General features: G+C 33.8%; 31 protein-coding genes and 1 pseudogene. 2 read left to right on the forward strand and 30 right to left on the reverse strand.

Annotation, left to right across the window (positions count from 1 at the left end):
• The 30 genes and pseudogenes from QA612_RS09720 to QA612_RS09865 form a co-directional block, all read right to left on the reverse strand.
• The gene (locus QA612_RS09720) at nt 1-162 is read right to left on the reverse strand and encodes a hypothetical protein (protein WP_278283615.1); all 162 of its coding nucleotides are present in this window, start codon (nt 160-162) and stop codon (nt 1-3) included.
• 4 nt (nt 163-166) lie between these two features.
• Nucleotides 167-553: a hypothetical protein gene (locus QA612_RS09725; protein WP_278283616.1), complete on the reverse strand. Its 387-nt coding sequence runs from the start codon at nt 551-553 to the stop codon at nt 167-169.
• Nucleotides 553-699: a hypothetical protein gene (locus QA612_RS09730; RefSeq protein WP_278283617.1), complete on the reverse strand. Its 147-nt coding sequence runs from the start codon at nt 697-699 to the stop codon at nt 553-555. The genes QA612_RS09725 and QA612_RS09730 overlap by 1 nt, the downstream gene beginning before the upstream one ends.
• Nucleotides 690-965 (reverse strand): hypothetical protein, encoded by a 276-nt coding sequence (locus QA612_RS09735; RefSeq protein ID WP_278283618.1) that lies wholly within the window; start codon nt 963-965, stop codon nt 690-692. Before QA612_RS09735 ends, QA612_RS09730 begins: the two co-directional genes overlap by 10 nt.
• Nucleotides 966-1,475: a hypothetical protein gene (locus tag QA612_RS09740; RefSeq protein ID WP_278283619.1), complete on the reverse strand. Its 510-nt coding sequence runs from the start codon at nt 1,473-1,475 to the stop codon at nt 966-968.
• The gene (locus QA612_RS09745; RefSeq protein ID WP_278283620.1) at nt 1,475-1,630 is read right to left on the reverse strand and encodes a hypothetical protein; all 156 of its coding nucleotides are present in this window, start codon (nt 1,628-1,630) and stop codon (nt 1,475-1,477) included. The genes QA612_RS09740 and QA612_RS09745 overlap by 1 nt, the downstream gene beginning before the upstream one ends.
• On the reverse strand, nt 1,627-3,762 hold the full coding sequence (locus QA612_RS09750; RefSeq protein WP_278283621.1) for a fibronectin type III domain-containing protein: 2,136 nt from the start codon (nt 3,760-3,762) through the stop codon (nt 1,627-1,629). The genes QA612_RS09745 and QA612_RS09750 overlap by 4 nt, the downstream gene beginning before the upstream one ends.
• Nucleotides 3,763-3,775: 13 nt before the next feature.
• Nucleotides 3,776-3,964 (reverse strand): hypothetical protein, encoded by a 189-nt coding sequence (locus QA612_RS09755; protein WP_278283622.1) that lies wholly within the window; start codon nt 3,962-3,964, stop codon nt 3,776-3,778.
• 1 nt (nt 3,965) lies between these two features.
• Nucleotides 3,966-5,177: a hypothetical protein gene (locus QA612_RS09760; protein WP_278283623.1), complete on the reverse strand. Its 1,212-nt coding sequence runs from the start codon at nt 5,175-5,177 to the stop codon at nt 3,966-3,968.
• A gap of 167 nt (nt 5,178-5,344) precedes the next feature.
• The gene (locus QA612_RS09765) at nt 5,345-5,524 is read right to left on the reverse strand and encodes a hypothetical protein (RefSeq protein ID WP_278283624.1); all 180 of its coding nucleotides are present in this window, start codon (nt 5,522-5,524) and stop codon (nt 5,345-5,347) included.
• A gap of 76 nt (nt 5,525-5,600) precedes the next feature.
• Nucleotides 5,601-5,801, reverse strand: coding sequence for a hypothetical protein (locus tag QA612_RS09770; RefSeq protein WP_278283625.1), 201 nt, complete (start codon nt 5,799-5,801; stop codon nt 5,601-5,603).
• A gap of 8 nt (nt 5,802-5,809) precedes the next feature.
• Nucleotides 5,810-5,968, reverse strand: a complete 159-nt coding sequence (locus QA612_RS09775; RefSeq protein WP_278283626.1) for a PTS ascorbate transporter subunit IIC — start codon at nt 5,966-5,968, stop codon at nt 5,810-5,812.
• Nucleotides 5,969-5,986: 18 nt separating this feature from the next.
• Entirely contained in the window at nt 5,987-6,133 is a 147-nt protein-coding gene (locus QA612_RS09780; RefSeq protein WP_278283627.1) for a hypothetical protein, read from the reverse strand.
• Nucleotides 6,124-6,261, reverse strand: a complete 138-nt coding sequence (locus QA612_RS09785; RefSeq protein WP_278283628.1) for a hypothetical protein — start codon at nt 6,259-6,261, stop codon at nt 6,124-6,126. The genes QA612_RS09780 and QA612_RS09785 overlap by 10 nt, the downstream gene beginning before the upstream one ends.
• A 2-nt stretch (nt 6,262-6,263) precedes the next feature.
• Nucleotides 6,264-6,407, reverse strand: a complete 144-nt coding sequence (locus tag QA612_RS09790; RefSeq protein ID WP_278283629.1) for a hypothetical protein — start codon at nt 6,405-6,407, stop codon at nt 6,264-6,266.
• 349 nt (nt 6,408-6,756) lie between these two features.
• Nucleotides 6,757-6,981 (reverse strand): hypothetical protein, encoded by a 225-nt coding sequence (locus tag QA612_RS09795; protein ID WP_278283630.1) that lies wholly within the window; start codon nt 6,979-6,981, stop codon nt 6,757-6,759.
• A gap of 26 nt (nt 6,982-7,007) precedes the next feature.
• Nucleotides 7,008-7,292 (reverse strand): hypothetical protein, encoded by a 285-nt coding sequence (locus QA612_RS09800; protein ID WP_278283631.1) that lies wholly within the window; start codon nt 7,290-7,292, stop codon nt 7,008-7,010.
• Between the two features lie 72 nt (nt 7,293-7,364).
• Nucleotides 7,365-7,511 carry a hypothetical protein gene (locus tag QA612_RS09805; protein ID WP_278283632.1) on the reverse strand — a complete coding sequence of 49 codons (147 nt, stop codon included), beginning with the start codon at nt 7,509-7,511 and terminating at the stop codon, nt 7,365-7,367.
• Between the two features lie 72 nt (nt 7,512-7,583).
• Nucleotides 7,584-7,784 carry a hypothetical protein gene (locus QA612_RS09810; RefSeq protein ID WP_278283633.1) on the reverse strand — a complete coding sequence of 67 codons (201 nt, stop codon included), beginning with the start codon at nt 7,782-7,784 and terminating at the stop codon, nt 7,584-7,586.
• 101 nt (nt 7,785-7,885) lie between these two features.
• Nucleotides 7,886-8,317: a hypothetical protein gene (locus tag QA612_RS09815; RefSeq protein WP_278283634.1), complete on the reverse strand. Its 432-nt coding sequence runs from the start codon at nt 8,315-8,317 to the stop codon at nt 7,886-7,888.
• On the reverse strand, nt 8,314-10,674 hold the full coding sequence (locus tag QA612_RS09820; protein ID WP_278283635.1) for a phage/plasmid primase, P4 family: 2,361 nt from the start codon (nt 10,672-10,674) through the stop codon (nt 8,314-8,316). Before QA612_RS09820 ends, QA612_RS09815 begins: the two co-directional genes overlap by 4 nt.
• Nucleotides 10,675-10,789: 115 nt before the next feature.
• Nucleotides 10,790-11,116: pseudogene (locus QA612_RS09825) on the reverse strand (single-stranded DNA-binding protein); the annotation flags it as partial.
• A 57-nt stretch (nt 11,117-11,173) separates the two neighbouring features.
• A complete protein-coding gene (locus QA612_RS09830; protein ID WP_278283636.1) occupies nt 11,174-11,341 on the reverse strand; it encodes a hypothetical protein in 168 nt (55 codons plus the stop codon).
• Entirely contained in the window at nt 11,325-11,963 is a 639-nt protein-coding gene (locus QA612_RS09835; protein WP_278283638.1) for a Rha family transcriptional regulator, read from the reverse strand. Before QA612_RS09835 ends, QA612_RS09830 begins: the two co-directional genes overlap by 17 nt.
• Before the next feature lie 43 nt (nt 11,964-12,006).
• Nucleotides 12,007-12,141: a hypothetical protein gene (locus tag QA612_RS09840; protein ID WP_278283639.1), complete on the reverse strand. Its 135-nt coding sequence runs from the start codon at nt 12,139-12,141 to the stop codon at nt 12,007-12,009.
• Nucleotides 12,142-12,152: 11 nt separating this feature from the next.
• On the reverse strand, nt 12,153-12,500 hold the full coding sequence (locus tag QA612_RS09845; RefSeq protein WP_278283640.1) for a hypothetical protein: 348 nt from the start codon (nt 12,498-12,500) through the stop codon (nt 12,153-12,155).
• Between the two features lie 41 nt (nt 12,501-12,541).
• Nucleotides 12,542-12,715 (reverse strand): hypothetical protein, encoded by a 174-nt coding sequence (locus tag QA612_RS09850; RefSeq protein ID WP_278283641.1) that lies wholly within the window; start codon nt 12,713-12,715, stop codon nt 12,542-12,544.
• A complete protein-coding gene (locus tag QA612_RS09855) occupies nt 12,715-12,942 on the reverse strand; it encodes a hypothetical protein (RefSeq protein ID WP_278283642.1) in 228 nt (75 codons plus the stop codon). The genes QA612_RS09850 and QA612_RS09855 overlap by 1 nt, the downstream gene beginning before the upstream one ends.
• Before the next feature lie 46 nt (nt 12,943-12,988).
• Entirely contained in the window at nt 12,989-13,189 is a 201-nt protein-coding gene (locus QA612_RS09860) for a hypothetical protein (RefSeq protein WP_278283643.1), read from the reverse strand.
• A 12-nt stretch (nt 13,190-13,201) separates the two neighbouring features.
• Nucleotides 13,202-13,501 carry a helix-turn-helix domain-containing protein gene (locus QA612_RS09865; protein WP_278283644.1) on the reverse strand — a complete coding sequence of 100 codons (300 nt, stop codon included), beginning with the start codon at nt 13,499-13,501 and terminating at the stop codon, nt 13,202-13,204.
• A gap of 168 nt (nt 13,502-13,669) precedes the next feature.
• Here QA612_RS09865 and QA612_RS09870 point away from each other — a divergent pair, with 168 nt between their 5' ends.
• Nucleotides 13,670-14,065, forward strand: coding sequence for a helix-turn-helix domain-containing protein (locus QA612_RS09870; protein WP_278283645.1), 396 nt, complete (start codon nt 13,670-13,672; stop codon nt 14,063-14,065).
• Complete coding sequence (locus tag QA612_RS09875; RefSeq protein WP_278283646.1) at nt 14,058-14,759, forward strand: restriction endonuclease; 702 nt, start codon at nt 14,058-14,060, stop codon at nt 14,757-14,759. Before QA612_RS09870 ends, QA612_RS09875 begins: the two co-directional genes overlap by 8 nt.
• Nucleotides 14,760-15,023: the final 264 nt, after the last annotated feature.

Here is a 15,023-nt window from a genome sequence, read left to right on the forward strand (position 1 = left end):
TTATTCCTCCTTCTCAGATATTTTGTTAGCAAGTTCCGTCACTTTAGAATGAACAACATCAAACTGAGAATATGAGACTTCATTATCCATTTCGAAATGTACATTAAGCATATCTACCATTCCTTTTAACTCATAAATTAGATACTTTAATTCATCATTCATATATTTAACCTCCAGAACAACTTGAAATACCAAATATGATAAATGCTACAAATATCAGTATCATTAAACCTATTTTTGTAATGTCTACCCCTTCTTCTCTAGGTGGTTTATAAGAAGTAATTTGTTGCAAGACCATTGATTTTTCAAGTTGTGCTAATCGTTTTACTTCTTGAACTGATTGAGATGGAGCACGATAAAAAAAGTTTCTTCCCTCTATGCCATTCGTTACCTCACAATCTTGTAAAGGAACCTTATAAATACCTGTTACTTCCACGCTTTCTTCGTCAATATGTGTAACACGTTGAACATCACTAGTTTTTAAATCGTTATCAAAAATAATAAGTAAATCACTTGTTTCTTCAAACATGTCTTCTTTTTTTCTTTTTAACATTAAGCAATCACCTTCCGTTTACTACCCTTATTTTTCTTTTGTTGTGAACGTTGGACTACTTTCCATCCAATAAAGGTGATCGTTCCTATACCAGCTGCTAGACCTGCACCAATAAAATAGAAGTATATAAATGCATCTACCACCATTTCACACCTTCTTTCTTAGCATAGTAAAGTCTCATAATGGATCTAAAAATAAACACCGAACCTATAACAACCATTGAAAACAATAAAGATTGTATAACTAGCTGCCATTCTGAAGGCATATCACCAAAAATAGATAGATATTGGCCTATATCAAGACCTTGCGCGGTTACAACGTTAACCATTTGCAAACGTTCAATAGCCATATCTAAAAATGAGTGAAAGGGGGTAAAAATACTATCAATCCAATCACGAATTTGATCTCTCATTTACTCTCCCCCCACTCGAATACTAGAAAGTAATTTTATAACTGTGATAGCTGTAAATAGCCAAATAATAAATAATAAAATATAAGCAATCGTATCTAGTTGCATTGGTTCTAATGCATTAAAGATGTTTCCGATCATTTCACTATATCCATGTCCAGAACTTGATTGTGGACTATAAGATAAACTTGCTAGTGTATTAGCTAGTCCCATAAAAAATGAATAAATTAGCTTCGCGAGCTCAAAAAATATGAGAAACAATTTTACAGCCAGCAACCCTATTTGAAATAAAAAATAAAGGATCCCATCAATAATGGCATAGATAACTTCAAAAAATGCCATCAACAATTCTAATAAACTATTAAATAAATCAGCTATTAGACTTCCTAACCAACTAAAAAAGCTACCTATTTGATCTCCAATCCATGTAATTGCATCCCATATAACACCAAACAAATTACCAAAAATATTACCGAATATCCCTAAAAATACAGGAAAGAAAATAATATCCATTAATAGATCCTTCTATTCCTAAATGCTTTATATAAAAAATCAATCAATCGATCAGAAAACAAAATCACCATGAATAAGAATAATAGAGGTGCTAAATAAGGAAACAAATTTGTAAATATCACTTGTAAAACACTCTCTAATATTTGTGTATTCATGTTCTAACCCTCCTAGTATTTTGGGATCTAATACTTTTCTTAATAAAAGCTATGATTCTAGGTGCAAAAATTAACGCTAATGCTAGAACTATGAAACCTGTTACAAGTCCTATGATTTCCATACTTCCTGTGACAACCGCAGCAACACTAAAAGGTAATCCAGCTCCTAAAACTTTACTCGGATTATGATTCTCTCCCACTGTTCCATATTGAGATATAGGAACTAGTGTTACCGCAGGATCTCCTAAGGCAGTGTATTTCATTTCCGATTCTGGAATAGTTATTGATCCAAGACTTGCATCCACAGTCGCATACTCTTCGCCACCAACAATAACTTGTACTTCTCCACTAGTTGGAGTAGACCAGGAGTATACATAGTTCCCATTTTCATCAACAGAGTCATTAACACCGCCCATTGTTGGTTCAGGCTCTGTATCTGTTGAAGTAAAAATGTAAACACCTTCTGACTCTTCTCCTTCTGTGTTTGTGGTTGTCAATTTGTATTCGTAATCACTTTCAGGGGCAACCGTTAAATCATTAAATTGTGTACCATTAGTTTCAAAAATAGGTGTATATTCTTCCTCATTTGCTGAAACCCTCGAACCAAAAAGTAAAGAAGTGATAATGTTATCATCTTCTGTCGATTGAATATCCTGTCTATAAATCCTCACAAAATTAAAATGAGGATTGAAAGAAGGGTTGTTCCACGATAAATCAACTCTATTGTAAGTTGATTCTGCTGTTAAATCTGTTATTTCTTCTAGCAAAGGCGCTTCAAGTGTTTCAAAAATAACTTGCTCCCCTTCAGAAATAAAACCCTCTGTTGTTACTGTTTTTAATTCAAAGGAATATACTTCCTCTGGTTCTAACCCTTCTAAATAAAAATGTGATCCTGTTGTTTCTGCTATCATTTCCCCATCTTGAAACAGTTGTACTTTTTCCGAACCATTAAACGTTGGTCTAGTAAAATTTATTCGCGCACTATGATAATTAAATATATCCGTTTCTTTTATTGTGGGTTTTTCTATTTTTTTTGTGGTAACTGTGAACGTTACCCCTCTACTTTCTTCACCAGGAGGATCGTAAAATGTTTTTAAAATAAATGTGTATTCTGTGTTAGGTTCTAAATTATTAATATAACGATAGTTCAAAGGTGCTTCTACTTCTTCAATTAAACTATCATTTTTATATACTAATATTTTTTTGAAATCTTCATCGTCTGGGTTTTCCCATTCCAAATAAATCCTATTATAAAAGGTTTCTATTTCATTGATTATTACATCTTGATAAGTTTCTAAGTCACTACCATATAAATCTAAACCACTAATATTAAAGGTTGAATCTTCATCGTGATAGTTGTCTGATTTTACACCTAATACCTCAATATGTTTAACATTGTTTAAAATGGGTGTATCATTGTATCCGTTTTCTCCTTCTGTTTCATAAATTAATTTGTTTTCTACGTCAAAAAATCGCAATAATACAGTGTTTCGATCTGGTAAAGTTTGATCGTACTCAATGAAATAACTATCAACATTTATCGGATAATTCAAGTCGACGATTAAATTATCTGTACTTATATAATCGAAATTCCTTAAATAATTCGTTGTTCCTAGATTCCCGTCGGTTGCTAATTGTATATGAGGAAACTGATTATTATTTGTTCTTAAATTTTTACCAAACAAATACCCCGTTTCATACTGTGGGTTAACTCTTTCTAATGGGATAGAATCTAAATTACTTAACGTTCTATTGAAACTGGTGGTTTTCCTTATTTCTATCCTCGTTACATCATAGAACATGGTATTATTTCTAGTAATGTTAATTTGTGGATTAGAATTAAATAATAAAACATCATTCGAGAAAACTTTCATGTTTAAGCTTGTAGAAGTGCTAAAACCAACATCGGTGAAACGGAAACTTTTAGGTCCATCAAAGGAAATAACATAATCGACATTTTGATCTAGACTCAATGTTTCTCCTGGTGTCACATGCTCCCAATGTTCTTCACCTGTTTCTGTATTTATAATTGGATACGATTCAAATACATTTGTATTTGAATCTGCTGAAACGCTGTTCATAAACGAAAATACAAATACAAAAGATACAATATAAAATAACGCCTTTTTCATATTCTCCCCTCTTTCAATCTATGATCACTCCGTATTTCCTTTCTACTTTATTTCTTATCAGTTCGATGGTTCGTCTGTAGTAACACATTTTTAAAAAGTTATTGTTTTGTTCTGCTTTCTTAAATTCGTCTCTCATCGATCTTATTTTTTTCGTGTAATAATAAATAGCTTGAGGTTGTGCTCTTTCGTATTGGGGGAACATTTTATCCTCCTCCTAACCTTCCTCCACTTCCATCCTCGGACCCTGGATTAGGTTTGTAATCTATCAATCCATTTTCTCCTGGTTCATCTCCACCACTTGGAGGTGTGGATCCACCATCGCCTGGCATCGGCAAGCTGCTTCCTCCATCTCCTCCAGGTGTAGGGGGCGAACTATTATCTCCTCCACCTGGCATTGGAGGTGTAGGACTTCCTCCTGTTCCATCTCCATTACTAGGTGTAGGAATGTTGTCACCACCGTTGCTTTCCCCCGGAATAGGATTAGTAGGCGTTTCTATAGTTCCATTAGAATCAGGAGTCTCCAATATTGGTGTATCAGGTTGATGATTCCACTCTCCATAATCATCTGAATCTTCCCCAGGCATTGGTGGATTAGTCGGAAAGTCTGGTAGCATATCGATTGGATTTCCTATTTCAAATCCTCCTGTTGGATCCTCTCGAAACTCAATTTCTGGAGCTTCTGATGCAATATCATCCAATGAATATCCTGAATCATCTAGTCCAGGTACTTCCTCCAATGATGGTGTCTGTTCATCCAGATCGGATGCATAGTCATTTACATTTTCACTAGGTAACTCAATTGATCCAGGTGCAGCTGGAGGCGGTGGTGCTGTTCCAAACATTGACTCTAAATCATCTATCATCCCTGGAACTATGGAATCTCTTATAGTATCTGCTACCTCCTCCCAATTTGGTGGGGAAGGTATGTTATCAGAAATTTCTTCCAGTTTATCCATGAGGTCATTCCACCTTGCATCTCCCCCTCCGTCGCTTGGAGGATCGTCGTCATCTCCACCACCATTACCTGGATCTTGTGGTGCAGAGCAATTGGCATTCGGATTCGTAAAAGGATTACCTTCATACGGTTCTGAACCTCGATAACCTTCTAAATAATCCTCATCGTATTCACAAACATTCTCAATGACCCAAGAATCATAATCTCCTAGTTGTCTACCGTCCCCCCAGTAAACGCGAATACCGTGCTGCCCATTATAATGTGGGTAAATTCTATTTGTAGTGCCCTCTATCTTAAATTGCACAGAATCAAATTCATTTTTGGGATAGTCAGTAAAATAGTAGATGATATATCCACCAGTATTCCTCCAGGTGTCCCATTCCTCACTTTCGAAGCTTATGTAAGGAATCGTATAGTTCCCATCCTCATCTAAATCATACTTAATAGTAAAGTCAGCCATAGCTCTATCCATCCATGTAAAAGAGAATAAGAACAAAAAAGATATAATTGCGATAAAACACCTTTTATTATGAAACGAGTAATTTTTTATCATATATAAAACGTCACCCTCTAATATAAAAGAAGAGGAGAACCCTCCAGCCCTCCTCATCTTTTAATCTTATAAAATTATGCGGATCGCCCGCCACGGCTGAATACACCTTTAACAAATGCGATAAGTCGCGGTGCGAACATAAGTGCCATTGCTAACACAATGAACCCTACAACTAAACCGATAAGTTCCATACCTCCACTAACAACATCCGCCACATCAAATGGCAATGTAATTCCTGATAGATCTAAACCCATTCCGTTTCCTCCTTCTTCCATGTTTTATAACACTCCCTAAAAAATTGAATAATATATTTAACTAGTAAAATACTAGTTAGTACCGATAAACATCATAATCATCATCGTCATCATCATCTTTTTTGAAAACTGATTTAATAACCTTGACGATTTCATCTGCTGCAAATAATGCAACTAATATCATAACTACTGGAGCAGCGTAAAAGAGTAACCATCCTAACCATTCCCAAAACTGTACAAGATTTTCTCCAGATAAGAACGATTGATATTCAGGCATGTTATCACCTAGTTCCTATCTCGAATTGCACTCACAACCATTTTTAACAATAGTCCCACTGCTTGGATAGCTACATAAATCATGATGAAGGATGCGACGATTCCTAATATGAATGCGAAAACTTGCCAAAAAAATGACCAATCCCATACATTAGCTATGTTTTCCATATCATCCTTTCATCCTCCTTACAATCTTGACTTGTTGTACAATTCTATAGTTACAAATACCAGTGTCACGACAATTGTAAAACTAAAAATAAATACCATGACATCAGGATTCCCATAAACAATTTTCAATGTATCTTGAACAATACCACCAACATTTAGCGCCATTTGTTCAACCCCTTTGAAATCACACTTATGATAAATCTAAACATTGGAGATAGAAGTATACATGCTCCGATAACTGCTATATAAACGAAAAAGATATCAGTCGTAGTTCCTTCAACTACCGAATACATGATTACCTCCTAATGATACGATCTAAAAACATAAAGATAAGAATACAAGAAATTAATGATATTACTATCACATCACCAAGTGTGATCTCATAGAGAATATGAATATCACCATAAGTACTGGAATGAATGGTCTCTGCTTGTTCCATTTAGATCACCCTTTAATACTGAAAAATATTTTCTTGTTGAATACTATGTTACAAGCTTGTTTTAAAACAAAATATCCCAAAATACCCCAAAACATACTAAAATACCCCAAAACTTTCAAAACTAAATATATTCATAGATACCCCTTTCACATTTCACATTTTTTCTTCTTACCCAGGAGGGAGCATTGGTCACCAAATTTTCAGAGTACCCTTCTTTTTATTTGGATAGTTTTTAATAAAATTGTCTTGGTGGCGGCGCAAATAATTAGTTATATAAATAACTTTAATTTTTTGCACCCTTAATAAATAAAAATGACCTAGCGAAACTTCGCTAAGCCATCATTAAAAATTATTTGTCTAAGTAACAAAAGTATTTAATCTCTAATAGATCTCCAATAATTCTACCTACCTCATAATAGTACACCGGTGATAATATGAAGCCATTAGTCCTTGGATCCGACTCCATTTTGAATTGATCTAAAGCTTTTTCTATTTTGTGATTTACTATTTCAGGTTTAAATGATGATTCAATAATGACAACTTTATAGTTTAGTAATTTCATATTTTCAAACATTGTTCTACCTCTTTTCAAGATAATACTCATACTTTTAAGAACTTTTTAGACCTTCCAGTAGGAGATGTACCTGTTTCTAATGTAGTTATCCATTGATCAAGATCACTCCGGCCATAACCTTTCTGGATAAGCTGCTTAGGAAAACTCATAAAATCTTTTTGCCAAAGCTTAAATTTATCAAGCGCCTTTTTTCTCTCCCCAAAACCGTAGACATGTACATCCGTCTTAGTTGAATATTTACTTGTGCCTATGTATTCCGATAGATAAATGTACTGCTTCCCTTTTACTCTAACTTGTGACAAAAATCCCATCTTCGTCCTCCCTCATAAGTTTTTTACTCTCCAATTTTGGTGAGTGATTATGGAATTCTTCAAAACTCTACATTAATACCCTTGTAATGCGTGTTTGCTTTTAATGACTTTATAAAGATTTATATTCAACCTTTTTAAATCTTCAATTTGTGGATTTTGCTCTATTTCATCAGCAATAACATCTTTTATTTCTTGCTCTAATACTTCTAAATCATTCAATATATAATCTAATTTTAGATCGATAGATTTTGTTGGCTTAATTTTAAAAACCTCCTTTGGACGTACTGTTCATCAAGATTCAGCTTTTTCATGCATTTTATCAATCCATAAAATTAATCCTTCTATGGTTGGATTAACATTATTTTTATCACAATCAATCATATAAAATTTCATGTTTTCTCCTATATCTGAAAGCCAATCAGAACCATATCCACCTTCATACGCTTTTTGTTCATACCCTTCTAATTTTTCTGCTACATCCTTTGCTTTCATTTCTTATTCATCTCCTTTTTTAATAAACAGATTCTCTCAAAACCCATACACCAACATACCGCTTAACTGAATCGTTCATAATAGTGAACGTTTAGCCTATATCACCACCTACGATTTCGTTTATTCAACCAATCAATGAATCCAGCTGCTTTTTCAAATGCTTTATCAAAGGGGACGTTTTTTCCCAGAATAATAGTTTTATAGGATTGATTGTCCCCTACCTTATAGGATGACCTGTAGGCGTATGTAAGACCGTTATCCAGGCGTTCAATGAACAAAAAGCTATTAAAGCCATAACGGTACTCATATAGATCTCCATCGCCATATATCAAAAATTTTTTCTCTTTTGCTTTTTTATTTTCTTCTAAGCGTTGGATTAAATCTTTTTTATTTTCTTTTATTTGTTGTTTTATTTTTTTTATTTCTATATTATTTAATTTATCTTTCTTATATTTAATTGTTATATTTCCATTATCAAGAAATAACTGAATATCAAAGTAGTAAAGGGTATCTAGTAACTGATTTACTGTCATATTTTCTCTTCCACATAATCTTCTACTGAAGTAACTGAACTACTGAAGGTATCTGAATCAATTTTGCCCTTTCCCCCATAAAAATTTTCATAGGGGGGAATACCCTGAAACGGTTCAGTTTTCTTCAGTTCTTCAGTTCGTTCAGTAAAATCACGATCTAAAATACCAATTCCATGAAATTCTGTGTTTCCAGCTTTACCACTTCGCTTTTTGATAAATCCTTTTTCTTCTAATCTTCTATTAAACTTTCTTTGGCTAAGTTCATATTCTCCAGTTTCCTTACACCAGTTTTTATAAAGATCATATAATTCTTTTACACTAGATCTAGCACCAGGACGAATAACACAATAATCTAAAAGAAATTGACCAAGGATATCCATTTCATCTTTATAGCCTTGGGTAGCTTGTTTTACCTCATTCGGTTCACCTAATCCATCTTGCAGCCACTTCAAGCATCCTTGCACCGCCCAATTTAAAATACCTGGTAATTCTTCTTTAAGCTTTTCTGGAAGCTCTGTATCAATATCTTCCTTTGGGATCGTCACCGTAAATGGAATCAGCTTTATCCTTCTCCAGATCCCTTCATCATTTCCCTTTACAATCGGCTTATGGTTCGTTGTAAAAAAGATTTTAAACTGAGGAAGAAATTCAAAAAACTCTTTCCGTAAAAATCGTGCTGTAATGGGTTCTCCACCTGTAAGCTGCTTAATCAAAGACTCTGATAAGCGTTGCCCTTCTTCACTCTCTACTGCTGAAACGAATCTAGCATCATTTAATCTTGCAATATCGTTGTTTATTCCACCTTCATGTGTTTTAGATGTGAAGGTGTCCGCATTCGTTTGCTTTCCGTAATCACCTAACATATCTTTCACAGTGTTAATAAAAGTTGATTTACCATTTCTACCACTACCCCACAGGAAGAAAAGTACTTGCTCTCTTGTATCTCCAGTGAGAGTATAACCAATTGCTTTTTGTAAAAATTCAATCAGTTCTTGTTTTACAATCCCTTTTTCATCCTTCATAACGCTTTCTATAAAATTGATCCACGTAGGACATTCAGCTGCAGGATCATATTCAACATTGCTGTAATTCGTAATAAGCAAATCTTTATCATGTGGTAATAGTTGACCAGTTTTTAAATCAATGACTCCATTACGACAATTAAATTTAAAATTATCTTTATTTAAATCAGTTTGTAATACTGGAAGCATTGCTTTTGCTCGATCAATACTATTTAATAAAATGGAGCTCTTTTCACTGGATTGTGCCCACTTTACTAGTTTCCTTCGTGTTTCCTCGTCTTGAATGGTTGAAGCTTCCTTGTATATCTGACGGAATGTTTTAGTTGCAATTCGTTCTATTTGCTTTTTCTTATCGTTTTCCCAAACCTTCCCATTCCATATCAACCACTCATCAAATTCAATACAATATTTCAACTTATTTTGATGGTAATGTACTAGCCTTTCAGCATTACCTATTTCTGTTAAGTTGAAATTTTTATTTTCTGCGACTTTTTCCGTTTGTCTACTACTTGGAGGACTACTATTTCCTCCTGTTGGCTGTAAATAACTTTTTCCACTTTGTTCTCTCTTTAGCGCACTATGTATTGTATTTTGAAACTCTCGTTGATCAAGAGAGGGACGGAAAAAGTATTTATTTAAAAAATGAGTAATTTGAATCATTTCATCATCTCGATAACCAAACTCTACTAATCTACATGCGTGCTTGTATAATGTATTATTTCTCCCACCTTCTGAAAGGGGGATAGGGAATGGTCTCGTATGATCTACTCTTTTTAATCGATCAAAATAGATAGGCATTTCAGAAAGTTCTCCAGATGCTTGGTGTATCCAATAGCGACCATCCGTATTAGAGGATGGTAAAACAATTTGTCCTCTTTCAGCCAGTCGATAATCTCCAACTGATCCGCAAGCCATTAGTACTTTAGCATCCTGTGTTTTAATCCGATTATTTGATCTAAAGATGAATTGAAACCCGTTATTCGTTTTAATCGCATGAAAATTAAAGTTTTCTTGCTGGAGAGCTCGAAAAATGAGCTCCCCTTCTTCAACTTCATCAATGTCTAACACATCATACCCAGGAGGAATTAACAAACCGATCCAACCTTTTTTGTTTAACCACTGATTAATCTCATAGTGATTTAACCCTGGATTATTTTTATCCTGCCATCCTTTCATGAAAGGGCGCTTCGCTATGCTGTAACGTTTATGAACATCCTGTTCGTTATTTTTATAAGAATACCCTATAAGTGAAATAATTTTTATCACATTTGTGGAAGGGAATAATCCTTTTATATCATTGGAAGCATCCGTTTCTTTTAATGTTTGTGTTGTCATAGTATCCTCCCTTGCTACAGTCAATAAATCGTGTTACTATACATTCAAATAGTGTTTTTAATGGCTGTTAAGAGTTGGCGCTCCTGACAGCTCTTTTTTATTGCTCTTCATGCTGTTGATCCTTCTTGCTTTCTAAAAATTGTATTCTTTCAACGACAACTTCTGTAACATAGACTGTTTGACCACCATTATTTTCATATTTTCTTGTTTGAAGCCTTCCATCAATACCACACAAGCTACCTCTGTTTAGATACTTCACAGTGTTTTCAGCTTGCTTTCCCCATACGTTACAAGTAATAAAGTCTGCACCCTTTTCACCATTACCATCTGTGTATGTGCGATTTACAGCTAAAATAAAATTTGAAACAGCTTTCCCATTTGGTGTGTAATTCATCGTTGGTGCCTTTGTTAGTCGTCCTGTCAAAACAACTCGATTTATCATCAATTTCTCTCCTTTCTTCATTTCTACGACAACATTTTTCGCACATTATCGTTCTTTTTAGTCAACTTTTCGATAAACAATTAATACGCCATCTTCTACATTAGAAATTACTTTGATCTCAACGATTTCCACATCTCCATTGTTTTGAAGCCAATCGTTTATGAAAGATTCTCCGTACAAGAATTTCACTTGTAAAAATGCTGCAATTTCAGCATGTTCTGTCATATGTAACACCACCTTTCACATTCACCAATTTTGGAGACTCCCATTCATCGATAAATTTTATAGCTTCTTCATAGTCGGATACTCTTATATCTCTAAAAGAATCGACTAGGAATTTTGTTTTCAGATCTTGATAGATTTTTGAATAATATTTTCTTCTCCCACTATCTCTTACGTGAGAATATAAACTGTGAATCCTACGGCGTATGTTAACTTGGATTTCTTTTTGCTGTTTAGATTTTATTGTTATTTGGCATTTGAATTCTTCAAGTAATTGCGTATTATTACTATTTGTTTGTTGACTCTCCAAAATGGAACGCATCCGGTTAAATTCTTTGATGTACCTTTCCTTGAACTGCATGGATTCCTTTCCTGTATATCCCATTGCTAACATGGCGAATCCGTCCTGGGTGATAATATATTTTGGCATCAAACGCCCTTGCTTATTTTTGTATTTCGTCTCTCCAAAATTGGTGATGTAAAATTCCTTAGAACACTTTTGTTCTAGTTGGCGAATATCACGTAGCACTTTGTCGTGTCCTTTTTCAAAGGTTGATGCTAAAACTTTGGAGTCTGTTACGATTTGGGAATCTTGGAAATAAACTAAACTATTAGTCTCTGACACTTTGAAACCTCCTTAACATTGATTTACAGTCATTTCAACTAGACTAATGAGCATTAATTTTATTTTTACTTTCAGATAAATAAAGTGAAATTGCTTGTTTGATTTCCTTATCAGATTTACCTTGATTTCTCATATTTTCAGAAATCCGTTTCGAGTCAGCTATTTGCTTTAAATACAACGTTACTCCTCCTACCTATAAAGATCGTCTTCACAATCTCTACATAAAAAATATGGTTCTAAACCTTCCGGATAATAAGAGGTCAATTCTTCTGTGTTTCCACAATCCCTACATTCCTTTAATGGAAAGTCATGAGAAGTTATAGCTAGTTCACCTTCTACTAAACCGTTATCTTTATCGTAATACCCTTCATTTACATAAAAATTTGAGATCAAATAAGCGATAAATCCGTTACGATTAATGACTCCTGGTTCTTCTCCTTCCTTGTCTAATTCTTTAACCATGTAGTCCATTTTTATTACAATAGATGTAGGAATAGTTACTTCAAATGTAGTGAGATGACCATTTTTCTTATCCATTTTTTCTACCTCCAGTAATGAATAGTAATTCTCAACTATTTCTAAATTTTCCAACCTTCGTCCGAGATCTGTTGATGCAACATTGCCTTGTATTTTATTAAACGCTGCTGACGGTATTTATGAGATCTTGGTGGCTTAATAGCTGGATGAATCGCTGCTTTTTCAGCAACTTTTTTTGTATAATAAGCAATACGTTGTGGAACATCCTTTTTCATCAGTACCACGTCCCATCTAAAGTATAATGAAACCAGTCAGTATTCCCTTTCCAAAAAACATGAAAGCATCTTTCTTTTGGTACCCATTTCACTTCTTTCAAGTTTTCAGCAATGTACTTTTTTCTCATTGCTGTTCCCATAGCCGATAAGTGACGTTTATGGATCCGTTGGAATTTATCTTGCAGATCAGTGGATAACTTGGACAACCCTTTTACATTCTCATACATTTGACTTCACACCCTTTCATGGATTGCTTGTCCAACTGCAACAGGCTCAGCTGCCTGTTGTTTTTTGTATTTTTTTCTCGTACTTTTCAGCCATAATTAAGTACTGTTCAATGAATTCATCCAATGCTTTCTTAGTTGGTTCTGCCCTACCAATACAAGTTACCTTTGCTTGTGGCTTCTTCATATCACGATCACCTCGTGACAATATATGACCATTGGACATTTGTACTGCCCTATCTAAATACATTTTCTTCCCCTCCTATCTGTTTTGTGGTAGGAAATCCAAGGGCAAACTCGAATTATTTATGGTTAGTGAACAATTAATCTGCTTATGTTGTTCAATAACTTTAATAACGGATTCCGTTAGTTTTTCATCAAAAAAAATTCCTGGATTTACACCTAAAATATTTGCAATAATACTTAGTCTTTCAACATCTAGCCTTACTTCTCCAGAAGTGATGTGTCTGTAACCTTGTAAAGATAGACCTAATTGTGTTGCAATGAATGTTTTTGTGATCCCTTTTGCCTTCCTCACTCTTTCTACATTATCATGTATCATTTTATCCACCCCCTAACTAACGATTTCCGTTAATTAAAGTATACTAACGAATTCCGTTATAGTCAACACTATTTTTTTAATATTTCTCAATATCCGTTACTTTTGTATCTAAATCCGTTACCAAATGGTAAAATTTTATAAGAAACAATAGGAAGGGAAGGGCTTTCTATGTCTATAGGAAATCGTATTCGTACATTAAGAAAGAAAAATGGCTTTACACAAAAAGATTTAGCTGACAAAGTTAAAGTTTCTCCACAAGTAATATCTAATTGGGAAAGAGGATACACTTCTCCAGATCATAATGATGTAGAGAACCTTGCTGACTCACTCTCTTGCTCGACAGAATACCTTCATGGTAGAAGTGATAATCCAGAAGTAAATAAAAAAGCAGCTTATAACCCAATAAATGAAATAAATACAATCCTTGATGAATTAGGAATAGAGGATATATTTTTTCATGATATGGATGCCTGGAAAAATTTCACCCCAGAAGATGTGGAAGAATTAAGAAAACACTTTGAATGGGTATCTCATAAAGCTAAGGAGAGAAATAAGGATGCTTGAGGGAGTAGATAACTCGATTTTGACAGAAATGTCACTACAATTATATGGCGTTCTCTTAATAATATTAATTGTTTTTAGTCTTTTTTACTATTTATATAATAGAATATCGATTCCAAGAAGAGTAAGAAAATCAAAATATAATTTAATGGAAATCACTATAAATGATATAGATAATATGGAGAATAAAGGTAGCGATTTTGAAGATTATTTATTTGTACTTTTTTCAGCACTTGGATACAAAAATACATATCAAACAAAGTCAAGTGGAGATTTTGGAGCAGATTTAATTTTTACGGATAGTAATGGAAATAGAACTGTTGTGCAAGCAAAAAACTATGCGGATAATAAACCATTAGGTAATGATGCAATACAAGAATCATTTGGAGCAATGCCCTATTTTAAAGCTGCTAAAGCAGTTGTTATTACAACAACTTCAAGAATATCTAGACCATGTGAAATTCATGCGGCAGCCTGCGAAATTAAAATTATTACAAGATCTAATTTCAAAAGTATTATCAAGTATTTCAAAAAAGGGTTACATAGTGAAGCAAGAAAAATTATTGAAGGAGAATATAAAAAAATAGAATATACTCCAAAAGATAGGTTTAAAAACGATACTATTCATTCAAGTAAAAAAATCATTTCTGGGGATTATTATTATATAATTCCTGAGAGGAAAAAAAATACTGGTTAAAATTCAAAAAAAAATGACAAGGAACCCTGCTTGTCATTTTTTATTTTACATTATTCACACTGCAATGTAATCATTAATCCCAATCTCATAAATATACCTCCTCCCATTTCCGTTGTATTTTTAGTTCATTACAACACATTTATTAACCATCCCAAAACACCCCAAAACTCTAGCCATATGTATACCTAGGTCTTTTATCACTTGTTTCTTATATTACCAAATTCCCAAACCTACTATTTACAAATTAAGGTTTTTATTTTTATA

The sequence above is a fragment of the Evansella sp. AB-P1 genome (genome assembly GCF_029688925.1).
Classification (GTDB): Bacteria; Bacillota; Bacilli; order Bacillales; family Salisediminibacteriaceae; genus Evansella.

What these genes read in the sequence shown, in the direction of transcription:
- QA612_RS09855 (WP_278283642.1), bottom strand. Translation starts at nt 12,942, where the DNA reads ATGTATGAGAATGTAAAAGGGTTGTCCAAGTTATCCACTGATCTGCAA.
- QA612_RS09765 (WP_278283624.1), bottom strand. Translation starts at nt 5,524, where the DNA reads ATGGGTTTAGATCTATCAGGAATTACATTGCCATTTGATGTGGCGGAT.
- QA612_RS09790 (WP_278283629.1), bottom strand. Translation starts at nt 6,407, where the DNA reads ATGGAACAAGCAGAGACCATTCATTCCAGTACTTATGGTGATATTCAT.
- QA612_RS09875 (WP_278283646.1), top strand. Translation starts at nt 14,058, where the DNA reads ATGCTTGAGGGAGTAGATAACTCGATTTTGACAGAAATGTCACTACAA.
- QA612_RS09735 (WP_278283618.1), bottom strand. Translation starts at nt 965, where the DNA reads ATGAGAGATCAAATTCGTGATTGGATTGATAGTATTTTTACCCCCTTT.
- QA612_RS09810 (WP_278283633.1), bottom strand. Translation starts at nt 7,784, where the DNA reads ATGAAAGCAAAGGATGTAGCAGAAAAATTAGAAGGGTATGAACAAAAA.
- QA612_RS09820 (WP_278283635.1), bottom strand. Translation starts at nt 10,674, where the DNA reads ATGACAACACAAACATTAAAAGAAACGGATGCTTCCAATGATATAAAA.
- QA612_RS09785 (WP_278283628.1), bottom strand. Translation starts at nt 6,261, where the DNA reads ATGTATTCGGTAGTTGAAGGAACTACGACTGATATCTTTTTCGTTTAT.
- QA612_RS09860 (WP_278283643.1), bottom strand. Translation starts at nt 13,189, where the DNA reads ATGTATTTAGATAGGGCAGTACAAATGTCCAATGGTCATATATTGTCA.
- QA612_RS09850 (WP_278283641.1), bottom strand. Translation starts at nt 12,715, where the DNA reads ATGAAAAAGGATGTTCCACAACGTATTGCTTATTATACAAAAAAAGTT.
- QA612_RS09730 (WP_278283617.1), bottom strand. Translation starts at nt 699, where the DNA reads ATGGTGGTAGATGCATTTATATACTTCTATTTTATTGGTGCAGGTCTA.
- QA612_RS09755 (WP_278283622.1), bottom strand. Translation starts at nt 3,964, where the DNA reads ATGTTCCCCCAATACGAAAGAGCACAACCTCAAGCTATTTATTATTAC.
- QA612_RS09760 (WP_278283623.1), bottom strand. Translation starts at nt 5,177, where the DNA reads ATGGCTGACTTTACTATTAAGTATGATTTAGATGAGGATGGGAACTAT.
- QA612_RS09720 (WP_278283615.1), bottom strand. Translation starts at nt 162, where the DNA reads ATGAATGATGAATTAAAGTATCTAATTTATGAGTTAAAAGGAATGGTA.
- QA612_RS09870 (WP_278283645.1), top strand. Translation starts at nt 13,670, where the DNA reads ATGTCTATAGGAAATCGTATTCGTACATTAAGAAAGAAAAATGGCTTT.
- QA612_RS09770 (WP_278283625.1), bottom strand. Translation starts at nt 5,801, where the DNA reads ATGCCTGAATATCAATCGTTCTTATCTGGAGAAAATCTTGTACAGTTT.
- QA612_RS09750 (WP_278283621.1), bottom strand. Translation starts at nt 3,762, where the DNA reads ATGAAAAAGGCGTTATTTTATATTGTATCTTTTGTATTTGTATTTTCG.
- QA612_RS09865 (WP_278283644.1), bottom strand. Translation starts at nt 13,501, where the DNA reads ATGATACATGATAATGTAGAAAGAGTGAGGAAGGCAAAAGGGATCACA.
- QA612_RS09845 (WP_278283640.1), bottom strand. Translation starts at nt 12,500, where the DNA reads ATGGATAAGAAAAATGGTCATCTCACTACATTTGAAGTAACTATTCCT.
- QA612_RS09830 (WP_278283636.1), bottom strand. Translation starts at nt 11,341, where the DNA reads ATGACAGAACATGCTGAAATTGCAGCATTTTTACAAGTGAAATTCTTG.
- QA612_RS09795 (WP_278283630.1), bottom strand. Translation starts at nt 6,981, where the DNA reads ATGTTTGAAAATATGAAATTACTAAACTATAAAGTTGTCATTATTGAA.
- QA612_RS09815 (WP_278283634.1), bottom strand. Translation starts at nt 8,317, where the DNA reads ATGACAGTAAATCAGTTACTAGATACCCTTTACTACTTTGATATTCAG.
- QA612_RS09745 (WP_278283620.1), bottom strand. Translation starts at nt 1,630, where the DNA reads ATGAATACACAAATATTAGAGAGTGTTTTACAAGTGATATTTACAAAT.
- QA612_RS09725 (WP_278283616.1), bottom strand. Translation starts at nt 553, where the DNA reads ATGTTAAAAAGAAAAAAAGAAGACATGTTTGAAGAAACAAGTGATTTA.
- QA612_RS09800 (WP_278283631.1), bottom strand. Translation starts at nt 7,292, where the DNA reads ATGGGATTTTTGTCACAAGTTAGAGTAAAAGGGAAGCAGTACATTTAT.
- QA612_RS09780 (WP_278283627.1), bottom strand. Translation starts at nt 6,133, where the DNA reads ATGGCGCTAAATGTTGGTGGTATTGTTCAAGATACATTGAAAATTGTT.
- QA612_RS09740 (WP_278283619.1), bottom strand. Translation starts at nt 1,475, where the DNA reads ATGGATATTATTTTCTTTCCTGTATTTTTAGGGATATTCGGTAATATT.
- QA612_RS09775 (WP_278283626.1), bottom strand. Translation starts at nt 5,968, where the DNA reads ATGGAAAACATAGCTAATGTATGGGATTGGTCATTTTTTTGGCAAGTT.